The sequence below is a fragment of the Streptomyces sp. NPDC096013 genome, assembly GCF_044763565.1.
Taxonomy (GTDB): Bacteria; Actinomycetota; Actinomycetes; order Streptomycetales; family Streptomycetaceae; genus Streptomyces.
Genome location: NZ_JBIWGK010000004.1, coordinates 616072 through 632469, shown reverse-complemented (window position 1 = coordinate 632469; position 16398 = coordinate 616072). Strand labels below are relative to the sequence as shown.

Genomic DNA, 16398 nt, shown 5'->3' with positions numbered 1-16398 from the left:
CGCGGCCGGACACCTAGACTGGAGCGGCGCGGGTACGGCGCGTGACGATCGGGGCGGGACGGGAGCGGGTTGTGGCAGCGGGCATCGGTGGTTTCGAGGATCCATCCGCCGAGGTGCTGGCGGAGGCGGCCGCCGCGTTCGGGCTGCTGGCGTCCGCGGCCCGGCTGCACCTGATGTGGGCGCTGGCCCAGGGCGAGTGCGACGTCACCCACCTCGCGGACCGCGTCGGCGGCGCCCTGCCCGCCGTCAGCCAGCACCTGGCCAAGCTGAAACTGGCGGGCCTCGTACGCTCCCGCCGGGACGGCCGACGCCAGATCTACTACGTCGACGACCCCGACGTCGTCACCGTCGTCCGGGTCATGGTCGGCCAGCTGGCCGCGCGTGCCGAGGGGGCCTACCCACCCGCCCGCAGCCTGCGCGGGACCGGTGGCTGACACCACCGCGGCCTCGGACGACGGCGTACTCCTTCCCGAGCCCGCACACGGCGACGACGGCCCGATACCGGGACTGCCGACCGTGCTCCAGACGCTGCGCCGGCTCGACAGCGGTCCGCGGGGGCTGACGGAGGCGGAGGCCGAGGACCGCATGGCCCGCCACGGGGCCAACGTCCTGCCGGCCCACGGGGAGGCTTCCTGGCCGCGCGTGCTGATACGGAGTCTGCGCGATCCGTTCACCGCCGTACTGCTGGGCCTCGGCCTGGTCTCGGCGGCGGTCGCGTCCTGGGGCACCGCGTGCGTCATCCTCCTGCTGGTCGCGGTCAGTTGTGTGCTGCGGACCTCGGGGGAGTACCGGGCCGGCCGGTCCATGGCCGGACTGCGTGGACTGGTCGCCACCACCGCCACCGTGCTGCGCCGCCCGGACGAGGACGCGCCGCCGGACGCCCGGGAGATCCCCGTCGACGACCTGGTGCCCGGCGATGTGATCCGGCTCGGCCCGGGCGACCTCGTCCCGGCCGACGTACGACTGCTGCGTACCCAGGGACTGACCGTGCACCAGGCCGCGCTCACGGGCGAGTCGGCGCCCGTACCGAAGGCCGCCGACGACACGGCGAGCGCGGCTTCCGGCGGAGTGTTCGACCAGCCCCAGCTCTGTTTCCAGGGCAGCGGTGTCGCGTCCGGGAGCGCCACCGCGGTCGTCGTGGAGACCGGTGCGCGGACCCGGTTCGCCGCCGCTCACGGCCGGGGCGGTGCCCGGCGCGAGGCGAGCGCCTTCGACCGGTCGGTCCACGGCATCTCCTGGATCCTCATCCGGTTCATGCTGCTGACCCCGCCCCTGGTGCTCATGGCCAACGCGACCCTGCGCGACCGCGGCCTGGAGACGCTGCCCTTCTCCGTCGCGGTGGCCGTCGGACTGACCCCCGAGATGCTGCCGGTCATCGTCACCATCTGCCTGGCGCGCGGCGCCTCCCTGCTGGCCCGCACCCACGGCGTCATCGTCAAGCGGCTGCCCGCGCTGCACGACCTCGGCGCCGTCGACGTGCTCTGCCTGGACAAGACGGGCACGCTCACCCAGGACCGGCCGGTCCTCGACCGCGCCCTCGGCCCGGACGGCCAGGACGACCCCGAGGTGCTCCGCTGGGCCGCCGTGAACGCCTGGTGGACCCTCCAACTCGCCGACCTGCCCGCCCCGGACGCCCTCGACGAAGCGGTCCTGGACGCCGTCCACGAGGACGACCTGACGGCCTACGACGGGGTGGCGGCCCTTCCCTTCGATCCGGTACGGCGCCTCGCCACCGCCGTCGTCCGCACGCCCGGCAGGCTCGGCACGCACACCCTCGTCGTCAAGGGCGCCGTGGAAGCCGTACTGGAACGCTGTGCCCTGACGGCGGAGGAGCGCGACAAGCTGCTCGCCCTCGCCGCCACCCACGCCGACGACGGACTGCGCGTCCTGGCGGTCGCCCTCGCCGAACTCCCCCACTCTCGGCTTCGCTCGAGCGGGGGGACCCCCATCGCCCGCAGCCGCGACCTCGTCCCAGCCGATGAACGCGGGCTCGCCTTCCGGGGGTTCGTCACCCTGAAGGACGCCCTCGCCCCCACCGCCGCCGAAGCGCTGAAGGTCCTCGCCGACCGTGGCGTCACCGTCAAGATCCTCACCGGCGACCACCCGGGCACCGCCGCCCGCGCCTGCCGAGACCTGGGCATCCCCGTGCCCCCTGACGGCGTCCTCACCGCCGACCGCATCGAGCGGCTCGACGACGGCGACCTCGCCACGACCGCGTCCCGCACCACCGTCTTCGCCCGCTGCACCCCCGAGCACAAGGCCCGCATCGCGACGGCCCTGCGCGCGGGCGGACACACCGTCGGCTACCTCGGCGACGGCGTCAACGACCTGCCCGCCCTGCGCGCCGCCGACGTGGGCATCGCCCCGCGCGAGGCCGTGGCCGTCGCCAGGGACAGCGCCGACGTGGTCCTCGCCGAGAAGGACCTCACCGCGATCGGCCACAGCATCGCCGCCGGACGGCACGCGGGCGGCAACATCGCCACCTACCTGCGGATCACCCTCTCCTCGAACCTCGGCAACGTCATCGCGATGCTCGCCGCCGGCCTCCTGCTGCCCTATCTGCCGATGCTCCCGGCCCAGGTGCTCGCGCAGAACCTGTGCTTCGACGCCGCCCAGCTCGCCTTCGCCCACGACCGCCCCCACCCCGCGGTGCTCCGCCGCCCGACCGTGCTCCGCCCGCGCGACCTGCTCCGCTTCATCGTCGGCTTCGGCGCCCTGAACGCCGTCGCCGACCTCGCCACCTTCGGCGCCCTCGCCTTCGCCCTCTACGGCCCGGACGGCCGCGACGACCAGGCGGTGTTCCACTCCGGCTGGTTCACCGAGAACCTGATCACCCAGGCCCTCGTGATGCTGCTCCTGCGCGCCGGACGCCACTCGGCCGAGGGCCGCAGGCCCGGTCCGATCGGCTGGGCGGCGGGCGCGCTCACCGCCGTAGGACTGCTGCTGCCGTTCACTCCGTTCGGCTCGCTGCTCGGCCTCACCCCGCTGCCCGCCGTCTACTACCTGCTGCTGGCCGCGGTCCTCGTGCTCTACGCGGCCGGTCTGACGGCGGTCAGGTCGCGGGCGGAACGGCACCTGACCGATCCCGGCCGAATGGCTCCCGGCGCTTCACACGGGCCTTAATCCGCCTGCTGTACAAGGGTTTACCGGTACTTTCGGGTGCCGGACGCACAGGCGGCCCCGAGAGAAGGCGGGAGATGGCCGAACCCCGGACACGGCGGCGCTGGCTCACGCTGGTGATCTTCGCGGTCGTCGTCTACGTGATCGTGCGGGCGGCCGACACCCCGCAGGCCGCCACGCCCCCCTCGACCGGGACGACCGGGACGACGAAACCGGCCACGCCCGCCGCCCCGACCAGCCCCTCCGCCACAGCCACCTCCTCGGCCTACGATCCCGCCGCCTACGCCGCCCAGGTCCGAACCCGGGCCCAACAGGCCGATGTCAGCGCCCAGTTGGTGATGGCGGTCCTCTACAACGAGGCGTACAAGCCGCACGACCCGGCCCTGGAGCGGGCCTGGCAGAAGTACAAGCCGGACGCCGCCTTCGGTATCGCGAACATGCACCGCGCCACCTTCGACGAGGTCAAGAAGGGCCGGGACTTCGCCGCCCGGAGCTGGGACGAACTGCCCGACGACCACGACCTCGCCATCGAGGCCGAGGCCTGGTACCTGCACGACCTGTCGGCCCAACTGCCCCCGACCTGGCGCTCCTCGCTCAGCCGGGACCAACTCCTCGCGCTCGGCTACAACACCGGCACCGGGAACATGCTCGCCTTCGCGGCCGGTACGGCACCGGGCCCCCAGGCGCAGTCGTACCTCGACCGGCTGCACTCCGACTGGGCCAAGGCAGGCAAAGCCGTCGGAGGGTGAACTCCCTTGCACGCCAAGGGAACGACCACGGAGTGCGGGTCAGGTGGCGTCGGGATCGAAGGCGGCTTCCTCGGGGCGCCGGGCGGCCTTCTCCAACGTCACCGCGGGCGCCGCCGCTCGCGGTGACGTGTCCTCCGCGGCCGTCCGCACGGCGTCGGCCACCTCCGCCAACTCCCGCCTCGGATCAAGGGCGTTGCGGATGTCGTCCAGGCCCAGATCGAGGCCGGTGCCATCGCCGTCGAGCACGTGCTTGCGCACGAACGTCCTCGGACGCAGATCCTCGAACTCGAAGTCCTTGAACTCCGGCCCCAGTTCGGAGCGGATTCCCTCCTTCGCGCTGTCGGACATCGCCCGCACCTTGCGCACGAACTCCGCCGCGCTCTGGATGATCTCGGGCAACTTGTCCGGACCGAAGAGCAGGACGGCCAGAATCGCCAGTGTGAACAGTTCCGGCAGTCCTACGTCCGGGAACATCCGCCGCTCCTCGCTGTCCGTACCGGCCGACTCGCCTGTCCGCATGGCCCCGCCCGGTGCAGATCACTTTAGCGGTTGCGCAAGTGTGGGAACCGTCGGGCCGGGTACCGCGTTGATTCAAGTGACGTACAGAAGGCGACAGGCAGGAGGAAAGGGCCGTGGGAGTTTCCCTGGGCAAGGGCGGCAACGTTTCACTGAGCAAGGAGGTGCCGGGTCTTACGGCGGTGCTCGTCGGTCTCGGCTGGGACGTGCGCACCACGACCGGTGCGGACTACGACCTGGACGCCTCCGCCCTGTTGTTGAACGCGTCGGGCAAGGTCGCTTCCGACCAGCACTTCGTCTTCTACAACAACCTCAGGAGCCCGGACGGCTCGGTGGAGCACACCGGCGACAACCTCACCGGTGAGGGTGAGGGGGACGACGAGAGCATCAAGGTGAACCTCGCGGCCGTACCCGCCGAGATCGACAAGATCGTCTTCCCGGTGTCCATCCACGACGCGGAAGCGCGCGGCCAGAGCTTCGGCCAGGTGCGCAACGCGTTCATCCGGGTGGTGAACCAGGCGAACAACGGGGAGATCGCCCGGTACGACCTCTCCGAGGACGCGTCCTCGGAGACCGCGATGGTCTTCGGCGAGCTGTACCGCCACGGCGCGGAGTGGAAGTTCCGGGCGGTCGGCCAGGGCTATGCCTCCGGACTGGCGGGCATCGCCTCGGACTTCGGGGTCAACGTCTGACGCTGCCGTGAGCGCGGGCCCGCTGTGGGGGCGGGTCCGCGCGGCGAGGAGCGGGGGAAGCGCCGAGGGCGGGGAGCGCGGGGAGCGGCGAGGGCTGGGGGTCCGCGAAGGGCGCGGCGCCGGGTCCGGAGCCCGTCCGTCGCGGCTCCTGACCCCGCCTGTCCGCCCACCCCCGCCCGCGCGTCCCGCGCCGTCACGGCCGCCGGGTGTCGTCCTCCTTGAGTGCCCTGGCCTCGCTCTTGAAGATCCGGGTCGCCTTGCCCGCCGAACGTGTCAGCTCCGGCAGCTTCTTGATGCCCAGGACGACCACGACGACGAGGAGGATCACGGCCAGTTCGCTCAAGCCGAACATCAGGTCTGCTTTCTCCCGGGGAACGAGCCGCTACGGCGTACCGGCCACACGCGTGAATCTACAGTGCTGTAGAAGTCTCTCCTGAGGTGTGATCTCTCAACAACCCCGCCCGCCGGTCCGGTTGGCCGGGGCGAGAGCCGGCGCGAAGGAGCAGAGGCAGCAGGATGCCGTACCCACACGACCCCGCCATCGAGACGGCACCCCGACCGGCCAGGCAGGAACTGGCACGCCGCTGCCGGGCCATCACCGACGCGCGCTGGTTCGCCCTCACCGTCTTCGGCGTCATCCTCGCCAACGCCGCGCTTCTGGGCATCGAGACGTACCCGGGCCTGGTCGCCGAGTGGCGCCACTGGTTACGGCTCGCCGAGCACGCCTGCCTGGTCGCGTTCACCGTCGAGATCCTGCTCCGCGTGGCCGCCCACGCCGACCGCCCGCGGGACTTCGCCAAGGACCCCTGGAACCTCTTCGACCTGGCCGTCGTCCTGTGTGCCTTCCTGCCCGTCGTACGCGAGAACACCACGGTGCTACGACTGCTGCGCCTCGCCCGCGTCCTGCGCACCGCCCGCTTCCTGCCCCAACTGCGGGTCGTCCTGGTCGCCGTCGCCCGCAGCCTGCCCGGCACGCTGAGCTTCCTGCTCGTCGGCGGTCTTGTGCTGTACGTCTACGCGATGGTCGGCTGGGTCTTCTTCGGCCGCCACGACCCCGAGCACTACGGCTCCATCGGCCGCGCGGTCCTCACCCTGTTCCTGCTGATGACCCTGGACGGCATCGGTGACGCCGTCCACACCGGTCTTGAGATCTCCCGCTGGAGCCTGCTGTACTACGCCTCCTACGTGCTGCTGGCCTCGTTCGTCCTGGTCAACGTCCTGATCGGGGTGGTCCTGACGTCGCTGGACGACGCACGCGAGACGGAGCGGGACGAGCCGCGGCAGCGGCCCGCGCCGAGACCGGGCGACGAGGACAGCCGCCTGCTGCTGGAACGCGTCGCCGCCGCCCGCCGGGCACTCGACGACCTCGAACAGGACCTCGCCCGGTCGGCCGGACGGCCCGTGGACGAGCGGCGGCCCGTGGCGTGAGACATCCGGCCGTACGGCCGCGCGGCACTGTGAGAGATGCCTCAGCCGGAAGGGGGCCGATACCTCGGCGCATGTCCGGTGTCTGAAGGCGCGGGGTGTGGGTCCCGGGCAGCCGACACCCACACCCGCACCCCGCGCCGACGAACAGCCCGTGAAGCGGTCGAGCGACCTGCGACGTTCGGCCCGGACCGCATGGCGGTGCGTCGGCGCGAAACCGGTCGAGGTCGCTCGACAGCGTGGTGCTCAGTACTGCTCGGTCTCCACGAAACCGGCGTCCACGTCGTCGTCGGCACCGTAGGTGTCGGCGGCGGCGGCCAGGTTCAGTCCGGGCGGGCTGTCCTTCAGGGCCAGGCCCATGCCGGCCAGCTTCTCCTTGACCTCGTCGATGGACTTCGCACCGAAGTTGCGGATGTCCATCAGGTCGGCCTCGGAACGCGCGAGAAGCTCGCCCACCGAGTGGACGCCTTCGCGCTTGAGGCAGTTGTAGGAGCGGACCGTGAGCTCCAGCTCCTCGATCGGCAGGGCGAGATCGGCGGCAAGGGCGGTGTCCACGGGGGACGGGCCCATGTCGATGCCCTCGGCGTCGATGTTCAGCTCGCGGGCGAGACCGAACAGCTCGACCAGGGTCTTGCCGGCCGACGCCATGGCGTCACGGGGACGCATGGCCTGCTTGGTCTCGACGTCGACGATCAGCTTGTCGAAGTCGGTGCGCTGCTCGACACGGGTCGCCTCGACCTTGTACGTGACCTTCAGCACGGGCGAGTAGATCGAGTCGACCGGGATGCGCCCGATCTCCTGACCGACCTGCTTGTTCTGCACGGCGGAGACGTAGCCGCGACCGCGCTCGACGGTCAGCTCCATCTCCAGTTTGCCCTTGCTGTTGAGCGTGGCGAGGACGAGGTCGGGGTTGTGCACCTCGACACCGGCCGGGGGCGCGATGTCGGCGGCGGTGACCAGACCCGGGCCCTGCTTGCGCAGGTACATCACGACCGGCTCGTCGTGCTCCGAGGAGACGACCAGCTGCTTGATGTTGAGGATCAGGTCGGTGACGTCCTCCTTGACGCCCGGCACGGTGGTGAACTCGTGCAGGACACCGTCGATCCGGATGCTGGTGACAGCAGCGCCGGGGATCGAGGAGAGGAGCGTACGACGCAGAGAGTTGCCGAGGGTGTAGCCGAAGCCCGGCTCCAGCGGCTCGATGACGAACCGGGAGCGGAACTCGTCGACGACCTCTTCGGTGAGGGACGGACGCTGAGCGATCAGCACGTGGTGTTGCCTCCAGTGGTGTGGCGCCCGCTATGTGACGCCGTGGACACCACGAAGCGTACGGGGCGGCGCGGGGGATACGGTCTCCGCCGTGGCCGAACCGCCCGTTTACCCGACGCGGCGAAGAGGCTATCGCGCTTTTTCCTCCGTCATTGACGACCGAGGATCACCCTACCCGTGAACGGTGGACCGGCCCGGCGGACCGGGCTCGGTCCCGAACCGCACCGGGGCGGTCGCGTCAGACGGCGGCCGCCGCGGCGTGCAGGTTCTTCGCGGCCAGGGCGAGGCCGTCGGTCTGTGAGTACGCGGCGTCCTCGTGCTCGATGTTCACGGCCATCTCCGGGTCGACCTCGGCGAGGGCACGCAGGAACTCGGTCCAGTACGCGATGTCGTGGCCAACGCCGACGGCGACGAACTTCCATGCCGGGTTCTCGGGCCAGGCGTTGCACCAGAAGCCGTAGCCGGTGGGCACCTTGCCGGGTGCGTCGGCGGGGACGCGGGTGAACGACGTGTCCAGCACACCGCGGATGTCGGCGCCGGGACAGAGCGTCGCGTCCTTCGCCGCGGCGTGGAACACCAGCGGGCCCAGCCACTTGATGGAGGCGACGATGTCCATGCCCTGCCACATCAGATGCGAGGGGTCCATCTCCGCACCGACGTTGGTCGCACCCGTCGCGTCGACGAGCCGCTTCAGGGTGACCGGGGAGAAGACGACGTTGTGCGGGTGCATCTCGATGGCGACCCGGACGTCGTGCTCCCGGGCCAGCGCGTCGATCTCCTTCCAGAACTCGACGGCCACACCCCACTGGTAGTCCAGGACGTCCAGGTAGACGCCGTCCCACGGATTCACCACCCAGGAGGGGTACCTGGCGTCCGGGTCCGAGCCCGGCGTACCGGACATGGTGACCACGTGCCGCACCCCCAGCAGCCCCGCCAGGCGGATCGTACGGCGCAGGTCGTCCGCGTGCTTCGGGCCGACTCCCGGGAGCGGGCTGAGCGGATTCCCGTTGCAGTTTAGGCCGGTCAGCTCCATGCCGCGCTCGGCGAACGTCGCGAGGTACTCCTCGCGCGCGGTCGCCGAGGACAGCAGCAGGTCGACCGGACAGTGCGGGGAGGGGATGAACCCGCCGGTGTTGACCTCGACGGAGGTCAGACCGTTCTCCTTGAGGAAGTCGAGGGCCTCGGCCAGCGGGCGGTCGTGCAGACAGGCGGTGTAGGCGCCGAGCTTGAGGGACACGCGGGTGCTCCTTGGATACGCGGGGACGGTCAGACGGCGGGCGGGACCTGGACGACGGCGCCGTCGGCCCGCGAGGACTCGACGACCGCGCGGATGATCTCCAGGGTCCGCAGCCCCTCGGCGAACGAGGCACAGGCCGGCAGCGGATCGGCGACCCCCGCGACCTGGTCGAGGAACGCACGGGCCTGGTAGGTGAAGTTGTCGGCGTTGCTCGCGCCCACCCCCGGCGCCTCCATCGGCACCCCGCCCGCGAAGTACGGAAGCCGGGGACCCACGATGATCTGGCGGGCGCCCCGGGAACGAACGTCGGGCTGGGCGTCGTCGAAGAGGTACTCCGCCGGCCGATGCTGGTCGAACGCGGCCCGGCCGCCGACCCCCAGGACGTCGAACGCGAGCCCGTTGGGCAGACCGAAACCCGTACGGGTGACGGAGATGGTGCCGACGAGCCCTGACTCGAAACGGACGGTGAAGGACGCGGTGTCCTCGTTCTCCACCTCGCCGAACTCGTCCGAAATGGGAGCCGAGTTGTGCCCGACAACCGCGCCCAGCGGCAGCGGACGCTTCGCGATCTGGGTGGACAGCGTGGCACCGGCGACCGAGGCGATGGGCCCGGCGACATACTCCGCGGCGTCGATGACGTGCGAGCCGACATCCCCCAGCGCGCCGGAACCGGCACCCCCCTTGTAGCGCCAACTCAGCGGCCCCCGGGGGTCGGTGGCGTAGTCGCACCAGTAACGACCGCTGAACAGGGTGAGGTCACCCAGCTCGCCCCGCCGCACATGCTCGCGGATCGCGGCGATGCCGGGGGAGCGGCGGAAGGTGTAGCCCACGGCGGTGACGACATCGGCGGACCGCTCCAACTCGGCCATCGCCAGGGCGTCTTCGAGTGAACCGGCGAGCGGCTTCTCGCACAGCACATGTTTCCCGGCGGCGACCAGCGCCTCGGCGATCGGCCGGTGCAGCGCGTTTCCCACCACGATGCTGACGGCGTCGATCGTCGGGTCCTCGGCCACGGCCTCCCAGCTGGGCAGCGCCTTCTCGAATCCGTAGCGGCGCGCGCCGTCCTCGGCGAGCGCGGTGTTGGCGTCGGCTATCGCGGCCAGCCGGACCGGCGGCAGTCCGGCCCCGAACACGGTGTTGACGTTGCGGTACCCGGCGGCATGGCTGCGGCCTGCCATACCGGCTCCGATCACCGCGACGGACAGGGGCTTGGCGGAGGAGGTCATGAATGTCCCTTGAGAAGAAGAGAGTTCGGCTGGAGGGAGGCAAGTCGACGCCTTGGGTGGCCAGTTGGAGGTCTGCGGGCGGTGCCCTATGGGCGGACGTCGATGGCGATCGCTGGTTATGAGGACGCGGCGAGGTACTCGTCGATCTTCGAACGCATCAGCAGCGAGGACTCCTTGGCCCGTTCCTCCCAGGCGAAGACACACGCCGTGAGGGTGCCGTCGAAGTCGTTGTCCCGCAGGGCCCGGAACAGCTCGGAGAAGTCGACCTCGCCCTCGCCCATGTCGAGATGCTGGTGGATGCGGGCCGTGGTGCCGGGCGGGTTGAGGATGTAGCGGTTGCCCGAGGACGCGGTGTGGTCGAACGCGTCGGCCAGGTGGACATGGGTGAGCAGGTCGCCCGCGTGCCGGATGATGCCGGGGGCATCGTCGCCGATGTGGAAGGTGTGCGGGGCGCAGTAGAGGAAGCTGACGCTCGGGTGGTTGATGCCCCGGATGAAGTCGACCGCCTGGTGGCCGTCCTCGATGAAGTCGTCGGGGTGCGGTTCCAGCGTCAGGCGGATGCCCTCCTGCTCGAAGAGCGGGAGGAGTTCGTCCATCGACTTCCAGAACTGCGCTTCGCTGCGGTCGGCTTCCTCGGGCCGGCCGTTGAACTCCGAGATCATGCTGTCGACGCCCAGTTCGGCAGCGATCTGGATCGACCGCTTCCAGTAGCGCACGGCGGCCTGCCGCGCATCCTCGTCGGGGCCGGACCAGCGGAACAGCGGCAGCAGGGACGAGATGCCCACACCCGCCGCGTCCAGCACCTTGCGGAACTTGCGCACAGTGGCGTCGTCCACGCGTGGATGACGGAAGAACGGGATGAAGTCCTCGCGGGGCGACAGCTCGATCCACTCGTAGCCCAACTCGGCGACCACACCGGGCAGTTCGAGGAGCGGGAGATGGCGGATCATGTACGGGTCGACTGCGATCTTCATGAGGGAGTGCCTTCGGGTGCGGAGGGGTGGGGAGTCGGGGCGGCGGGGCCCAACTGCCTTATCGGCAAGGGAAGTTCGGCGGTCCTGCCGTAGTGGCCCGTGGCCCGGGTGCCCGTGGCCCGGGGTCCGGCGGTGAGGTCACCGCCGGCTCGGCGTGGTGGGTCGTGCTCGTCAGCGGGTGCCCTTCGCGGCGAACTTCGCGACCGCGTCGACGTTGGTCTTGTCGACGAAGGCCGGGCCGGTCAGTACGGGCTGCTCACCGCCACCGCTGTAGTTGCCGTTGTTCTTGTAGAGCCACAGCGAGTCGATCGCCAAGTAGCCCTGGAGGTAGGGCTGTTGGTCGACGGCGAACTGGATGGTGCCCTTCTCGATGGCGGAGATCAGGTCCTTGTTGAGGTCGAAGGTGGCCACCTTCGCCTTGCTGCCCGCGTCGGACAGCGACTGCACGGCCGTCAGCGCGAAGGGCGCGCCGAGGGTGACGACCTCGTCGATGGACTTGTCCTGGGTGAGCTTCGCGGTGATCGTCGACTTCACCGACGGCATGTCCGTGCCGTTGACGTAGAGGACCTCGGTCCTGCCGCTGAAGGTCTTCTTCACGCCGGCGCAGCGCTGTTCGAGGTTGACGTCGCCCTGAGCCTGGATCACGCACAACGCGTGCTTCGCGCCGGTGGAGTTGAGCTTGCTGCCGAGGGCCTGGCCGGAGACGGACTCGTCCTGGCCGAAGAAGGACAGCAGGCCCTGCTTCTTCCAGTCGCTCAGCCCCGCGTTGAAGCCCACGACGGGGATGCCGGCCTGCTCCGCCTTGGCGACGACGGCCTTCATGGCGTCCGGCTTGGCGAGGGTGACCGCGATGCCGTCGACCTTCTGGTCGATCGCGTTCTGCACCAGGTTGGCCTGGTCGGCGGCCGTCTCGTCGTTCGAGTAGATGAGCTTGACGTTGTCCTTGGCGGCGGCGGCCTCGGCGCCCTTGCGGATGGTGTCCCAGAAGGTGTCGCCCGAGGGGGCGTGGGTGACCATCGCGATCGTCATGCGCGGGGTGGTGGCCCTGCCCGCCGAGGCGTTGCCGGTCGACTCCTCGGACTTCTTGCCGCCGGAGCTGCTGGAACAGCCCGCGAGAGCGAGGGCGGCCACGGTGGCCGCGGCCACGACGGGGAGGGCTCTGCGGGAACGGGGGAGGGATGTACGGCTCATGGTTCGTGCACCTCGCTGTGCGGCTGGATGAGGGAGCAGGGAGGCGAGTCCGCTGCTGCTTGACGGGCCGGGTTCGGGGTGGGGGATCGGAGTCGGCCCGCATGGATCTGCGGCGGCCGGATGCGCCGTCCGTGTCCGCTTGGTCCGCCTTGTGGGCGGCGTCGACGGAGTGGAGGTGTCCCCGTCGGTCGCGGGCGATGGGCCGGCTGCCTTCGGTGGAACGTCAGGACAATTTAAAGCGCTTTAATTCCTGGTACTATCGGCTCGTTCCGAGAGCGTGTCAAGGGTGTTGCGCGAGAAGACCGCGGCCGGGAGGCACAGTGGAGGAGGTCGGGGTGGAAGGCCACCGGGCAGCGGCGAAGAAGCGCCCGCGACTGGAGGACGTGGCCGCGCGGGTGGGTGTCTCCACCGCGTCCGTCTCCCTCGTGCTGCGCGGTGTGGCGGGGCCCAGCGAGCGCACCCGGCAGCGGGTCCTGAAGGCCGCTGCCGACCTCGGCTATCAGGTGGACCGCACCGCCAGCCTGCTGGCCAGCAGACGGACGAGGATGCTCGGTGTCATGGTCGACGTGCACAGCCCCTTCCACGCGGACTTGGTCGAGCAGCTGCACTCGGCCGCCGAGGACGTCGGCTACGACCTCGTCCTGAGCACCCAGACCCGTACCCGCGACGAACGCACCGCCGTCGAGACGCTGCTCGCCTTTCGCAGTGAGGCGCTGATCCTGCTCGGGCCGACCGCCCCCGTCGCCGAACTCGCCGCGCTCGACGGCAAGGCCCCCGTGATCGTCGTGGGCCGCCGTATCGAGGCGGGCGGGCTGGACGTGGTGCGCACCGCCGACGACGACGGCGTCGGGCAGATCGTCGACCGTCTCGTGGCACTCGGGCACCGCGAGATCACGTACGTCGACGGAGGCAGGGGAGTGATCGCGACCGACCGGCGCCGCGGATACCGCAGCGCCATGCGGCGCCACGGTCTGGACGCGCACATCAGCGTGCTGCGCGGTGACAACACCGAGGCGGCCGGTGAGCGTGCGGCCCGCCATCTTCTCGACGCGAGTGAACTGCCCACTGCCGTGGTCGCGTTCAACGACCAGAGCGCGATCGGTGTCCTGGCCGCTCTCGCCCGCGCCGGTGTCTCCGTCCCCGGTGAGGTGTCGGTCGCGGGATACGACGACGACAGGCTCTCCCGTCTGAGCTGCTTCGACCTGACGACGGTCAGTCAGGGAGCGGAGGAGCAGGCGCGTTACGCGGTGGCTGCCGCGGTGGAGCGCCTCGACCAGGGGCGCACCGAACCCCGGGAGGTGGTCCTCGCTCCGCATCTCGTCGAGCGGCGGACTACGGCGGGGCCGCGCTGAGCGGGAGGCGTCAGGCAGGCTTCCGTGCCGCCGGAGCCGGCGGCGGCCCTTCACCCGGAGCAGCGTCTGCCGGCCGTTCGCGGCAAGTCCGGGTGTCGTCGAGCTGGACGCCGTAGACCTCCGGCTGGCGGACGGTCTGGGTGCGGCGGGTCTTCCACCTGGGTGCTCTCCCCAGGTCCGGGCCGGGTTCCTCAGTGGGTCAGGCGTTCCACCAGCAGGAAGCCGCCGATGGCGAGCATCATGGCGCCGCTGACGCGGGTGACGGCCAGGGCGGCCGAGGGGCGGGTGCTCAGGACCGTGCGGGACAGGACGCCGACGCCGAGGTAGACGACGGCGCACGCGGTCAGGTGCACGGTGCTGAGCAGCCCGGTCTGCGCGGCGACCGGCCAGCCCGTGGCCGGGTGGATGAACTGCGGGAACAGCGAGAAGTACAGCAGCAGCGCCTTGGGGTTCAGGCCGCTTGTCCCGGCGCCCTTGAGGACGGCCTGAAGGCGGGAGGTGTCCGCGCTGTCGTCGGCGGCCGTCGCCGGTACGGCCGGTTGCCGCAGGACGCCCCAGCCCAGCCACAGCAGGTAACCGGCCCCCGCCACGGTCAGGGCGGTGAGCGCGGCCGGGGAGTTCGCGACGATCACCGCCAGGCCCGCGACGGCCACCAGCGCGTAGGCCGCGTGCCCGGCTATCAGCCCCGTGACGGCCGGGACGACCGAGCGCCCCCGCAGTCCGGCGGAGACCGCGTAGGCCCAGTCGGCGCCGGGCGTGAACACCAGCAGCAGGTCCACGGCCAGGAAGGCGGCCAGTGTCGTCGTATCCATCGCTCGTTCCCTCTCGCACGTCTTGCTCCGGAGGGAAAGCTAGGCGGGATACGCCCGAAGGTGTTTGCGCATTTACCTCGCGATCGGGCGATCCGAGGGAGAATCTTCTCCATGGACGCCCTGGACCGGAAGATTCTGACCGAGCTACAGCTCGACGGCCGCCTGACCATCACCGAACTGGCCGCGCGCGTACAGCTCAGCGTGTCGCCGTGCCACCGCCGACTGCGCGACCTCGAACGCCAGGGTGCGATCCGCGGCTACCGTGCCGTCGTCGACCCCGCCGCCGTAGGGCTGGACTTCGAGGCACTCGTCTTCGTCACCCTGCGGTGGGAGACCCCCGACACCGTCACCGCCTTCGAAGAGGCCGTGGCCGCCGTGCCGCATGTGCTCCAGGCGCAACGGCTGTTCGGCGAGCCCGACTACCTCCTCCGGGTCGCGACCGCGGACCTCGACGCGTTCCAGCAGCTCTACGACCGGCAGCTCGCCCGGCTCCCGGGTGTCCAGCGGCTGACGTCCACCCTGGTCATGAAGAACGTCGTGCAGGACCGGCCGCTGCCGGAGTAGCCGCCGAGGGGGCCAGCGGTCGAGCCGCAGCACGCTGCCCTGTCGTCGTAGCGGATCAGAGGTGTCAACTCACCCTGCGGACGGGTTGGTTGGCCGGACTCCGCCGAGTGGATCAGCCGGCGCACACCTCGTCCGGACCGCCCCGTGGAGACCCTCACCGCGACCGTGCCGCTGGGCACGACGGCTGCTGTCACGGAGGGTCGGTGCGGGAATCAAACGGGGCTCTAGGACGCTGTGACCTGCGTGAAGAAGATAGGTTTCCTTTCGTTCGGTCACTGGTCGCCGAGTCCGCACTCCAAGACCCGGTCCGCCGCCGACTTCCTGCACCAGTCCATCGATCTGGCGGTCGCCGCCGAGGAACTGGGCGTGGACGGCGCGTACTTCCGCGTGCACCACTTCGCGCAGCAGGCGGGCAGCCCGTTCCCGCTGCTCTCGGCCATCGGGGCGCGGACCTCGAAGATCGAGATCGGCACCGGCGTGATCGACATGCGGTACGAGAACCCGCTGTACATGGCCGAGAACGCGGGCGCCGCCGACCTCATCTCCGGCGGCCGGCTCCAGCTCGGCATCAGCCGTGGGTCACCGGAGCAGGTGATCGACGGCTGGCGGTACTTCGGTTACGCGCCCGCGGAGGGCGAGACCGGCGCGGACATGGCACGCCACCACGCCGAGGCATTCCTCAAGGTGATCGAGGGCGACGGTTTCGCGCGGCCGAACCCGCGGCCGATGTTCCCCAACCCGCCGGGCCTGCTGCGCGTCGAGCCGTACTCCGAGGGGCTGCGCGACCGGATCTGGTGGGGCTCCAGCTCGAACGCGACCGCCGTATGGGCCGCGCGGCTGGGGATGAACCTCCAGAGCTCCACCCTGAAGGACGACGAGACCGGCGAACCGCTGCACGTCCAGCAGCGCAAGCAGATCGAGGCGTACCGCGAGGCGTACAAGGAGGCGGGGCACACGCGTGAGCCGCGGGTGTCCGTCAGCCGCAGCATCTTCGCCCTGACCAACGACATGGACCGGGCCTACTTCGGCCACGACCGCGAGTCACGGGACCAGGTCGGCATGATCGACGACACGACCAGGGCGATCTTCGGTCGCTCGTACGCCGCCGAGCCGGACGTGCTGGTGAAGCAGCTCCGCGAGGACGAGGCAGTCCAGGCCGCGGACACCCTCCTGCTCACCGTCCCGAACCAGCTCGGCGTCGACTACAACGCCCATGTCCTGGAGAGCATCCTGACCCAGGTGGCACCGGAGCTCGGCTGGCGCTGAACCCC

The 16398-nt window shown here is 70.6% G+C and carries 16 protein-coding genes; 8 read left to right on the top strand and 8 right to left on the bottom strand.

Annotated features, from left to right (window positions below):
• Window positions 1–71 precede the first annotated feature (71 nt).
• From ACIRB1_RS17565 to ACIRB1_RS17555, 3 genes are all read left to right on the top strand, one after another.
• On the top strand, window positions 72–434 hold the full coding sequence (locus ACIRB1_RS17565) for an ArsR/SmtB family transcription factor (RefSeq protein ID WP_403466135.1): 363 nt from the start codon (window positions 72–74) through the stop codon (window positions 432–434).
• Entirely contained in the window at window positions 427–3123 is a 2697-nt protein-coding gene (gene mgtA, locus ACIRB1_RS17560; RefSeq protein WP_403466134.1) for a magnesium-translocating P-type ATPase, read from the top strand. The genes ACIRB1_RS17565 and mgtA overlap by 8 nt, the downstream gene beginning before the upstream one ends.
• Window positions 3124–3197: 74 nt before the next feature.
• Entirely contained in the window at window positions 3198–3869 is a 672-nt protein-coding gene (locus tag ACIRB1_RS17555; protein WP_403466133.1) for a lytic transglycosylase domain-containing protein, read from the top strand.
• A gap of 39 nt (window positions 3870–3908) precedes the next feature.
• On the opposite strand, the gene ACIRB1_RS17550 is transcribed toward ACIRB1_RS17555, so the two are convergent.
• Window positions 3909–4343 (bottom strand): sec-independent translocase, encoded by a 435-nt coding sequence (locus tag ACIRB1_RS17550; RefSeq protein WP_403466224.1) that lies wholly within the window; start codon window positions 4341–4343, stop codon window positions 3909–3911.
• A gap of 158 nt (window positions 4344–4501) precedes the next feature.
• On the opposite strand from ACIRB1_RS17550, the gene ACIRB1_RS17545 reads away from it, so the two are divergent.
• Window positions 4502–5077 carry a TerD family protein gene (locus tag ACIRB1_RS17545; RefSeq protein WP_403466132.1) on the top strand — a complete coding sequence of 192 codons (576 nt, stop codon included), beginning with the start codon at window positions 4502–4504 and terminating at the stop codon, window positions 5075–5077.
• A gap of 193 nt (window positions 5078–5270) precedes the next feature.
• Here the strand turns inward: ACIRB1_RS17545 and ACIRB1_RS17540 are convergent, their stop codons facing one another.
• On the bottom strand, window positions 5271–5429 hold the full coding sequence (locus ACIRB1_RS17540) for a twin-arginine translocase TatA/TatE family subunit (RefSeq protein ID WP_403466131.1): 159 nt from the start codon (window positions 5427–5429) through the stop codon (window positions 5271–5273).
• A gap of 164 nt (window positions 5430–5593) precedes the next feature.
• On the opposite strand from ACIRB1_RS17540, the gene ACIRB1_RS17535 reads away from it, so the two are divergent.
• Complete coding sequence (locus ACIRB1_RS17535; RefSeq protein WP_352178999.1) at window positions 5594–6505, top strand: ion transporter; 912 nt, start codon at window positions 5594–5596, stop codon at window positions 6503–6505.
• A 243-nt stretch (window positions 6506–6748) separates the two neighbouring features.
• On the opposite strand, the gene ACIRB1_RS17530 is transcribed toward ACIRB1_RS17535, so the two are convergent.
• From ACIRB1_RS17530 to ACIRB1_RS17510, 5 genes are all read right to left on the bottom strand, one after another.
• A complete protein-coding gene (locus ACIRB1_RS17530; RefSeq protein ID WP_266774792.1) occupies window positions 6749–7771 on the bottom strand; it encodes a DNA-directed RNA polymerase subunit alpha in 1023 nt (340 codons plus the stop codon).
• Between the two features lie 238 nt (window positions 7772–8009).
• Entirely contained in the window at window positions 8010–9008 is a 999-nt protein-coding gene (locus ACIRB1_RS17525) for a sugar phosphate isomerase/epimerase family protein (protein ID WP_403466130.1), read from the bottom strand.
• Window positions 9009–9037: 29 nt separating this feature from the next.
• Window positions 9038–10234 carry a Gfo/Idh/MocA family protein gene (locus tag ACIRB1_RS17520; RefSeq protein ID WP_403466129.1) on the bottom strand — a complete coding sequence of 399 codons (1197 nt, stop codon included), beginning with the start codon at window positions 10232–10234 and terminating at the stop codon, window positions 9038–9040.
• A 116-nt stretch (window positions 10235–10350) separates the two neighbouring features.
• A complete protein-coding gene (locus ACIRB1_RS17515) occupies window positions 10351–11208 on the bottom strand; it encodes a sugar phosphate isomerase/epimerase family protein (RefSeq protein WP_403466128.1) in 858 nt (285 codons plus the stop codon).
• A gap of 171 nt (window positions 11209–11379) precedes the next feature.
• A complete protein-coding gene (locus ACIRB1_RS17510) occupies window positions 11380–12399 on the bottom strand; it encodes a sugar ABC transporter substrate-binding protein (protein ID WP_352178995.1) in 1020 nt (339 codons plus the stop codon).
• A 335-nt stretch (window positions 12400–12734) separates the two neighbouring features.
• On the opposite strand from ACIRB1_RS17510, the gene ACIRB1_RS17505 reads away from it, so the two are divergent.
• Entirely contained in the window at window positions 12735–13751 is a 1017-nt protein-coding gene (locus tag ACIRB1_RS17505; protein WP_403466127.1) for a LacI family DNA-binding transcriptional regulator, read from the top strand.
• A 191-nt stretch (window positions 13752–13942) separates the two neighbouring features.
• Here the strand turns inward: ACIRB1_RS17505 and ACIRB1_RS17500 are convergent, their stop codons facing one another.
• The gene (locus ACIRB1_RS17500; RefSeq protein WP_403466126.1) at window positions 13943–14563 is read right to left on the bottom strand and encodes a LysE family translocator; all 621 of its coding nucleotides are present in this window, start codon (window positions 14561–14563) and stop codon (window positions 13943–13945) included.
• A 111-nt stretch (window positions 14564–14674) separates the two neighbouring features.
• On the opposite strand from ACIRB1_RS17500, the gene ACIRB1_RS17495 reads away from it, so the two are divergent.
• Window positions 14675–15127: an Lrp/AsnC family transcriptional regulator gene (locus ACIRB1_RS17495; protein WP_403466125.1), complete on the top strand. Its 453-nt coding sequence runs from the start codon at window positions 14675–14677 to the stop codon at window positions 15125–15127.
• Between the two features lie 243 nt (window positions 15128–15370).
• The gene (locus ACIRB1_RS17490) at window positions 15371–16393 is read left to right on the top strand and encodes an LLM class flavin-dependent oxidoreductase (RefSeq protein ID WP_403466124.1); all 1023 of its coding nucleotides are present in this window, start codon (window positions 15371–15373) and stop codon (window positions 16391–16393) included.
• Window positions 16394–16398: the final 5 nt, after the last annotated feature.

Coding starts and splice junctions, on each gene's coding strand:
- ACIRB1_RS17555 (WP_403466133.1), top strand. CDS start 3,198: ATGGCCGAACCCCGGACACGGCGGCGCTGGCTCACGCTGGTGATCTTC.
- ACIRB1_RS17550 (WP_403466224.1), bottom strand. CDS start 4,343: ATGTTCCCGGACGTAGGACTGCCGGAACTGTTCACACTGGCGATTCTG.
- ACIRB1_RS17540 (WP_403466131.1), bottom strand. CDS start 5,429: ATGTTCGGCTTGAGCGAACTGGCCGTGATCCTCCTCGTCGTCGTGGTC.
- ACIRB1_RS17535 (WP_352178999.1), top strand. CDS start 5,594: ATGCCGTACCCACACGACCCCGCCATCGAGACGGCACCCCGACCGGCC.
- ACIRB1_RS17520 (WP_403466129.1), bottom strand. CDS start 10,234: ATGACCTCCTCCGCCAAGCCCCTGTCCGTCGCGGTGATCGGAGCCGGT.
- ACIRB1_RS17515 (WP_403466128.1), bottom strand. CDS start 11,208: ATGAAGATCGCAGTCGACCCGTACATGATCCGCCATCTCCCGCTCCTC.
- ACIRB1_RS17510 (WP_352178995.1), bottom strand. CDS start 12,399: ATGAGCCGTACATCCCTCCCCCGTTCCCGCAGAGCCCTCCCCGTCGTG.
- ACIRB1_RS17500 (WP_403466126.1), bottom strand. CDS start 14,563: ATGGATACGACGACACTGGCCGCCTTCCTGGCCGTGGACCTGCTGCTG.
- ACIRB1_RS17495 (WP_403466125.1), top strand. CDS start 14,675: ATGGACGCCCTGGACCGGAAGATTCTGACCGAGCTACAGCTCGACGGC.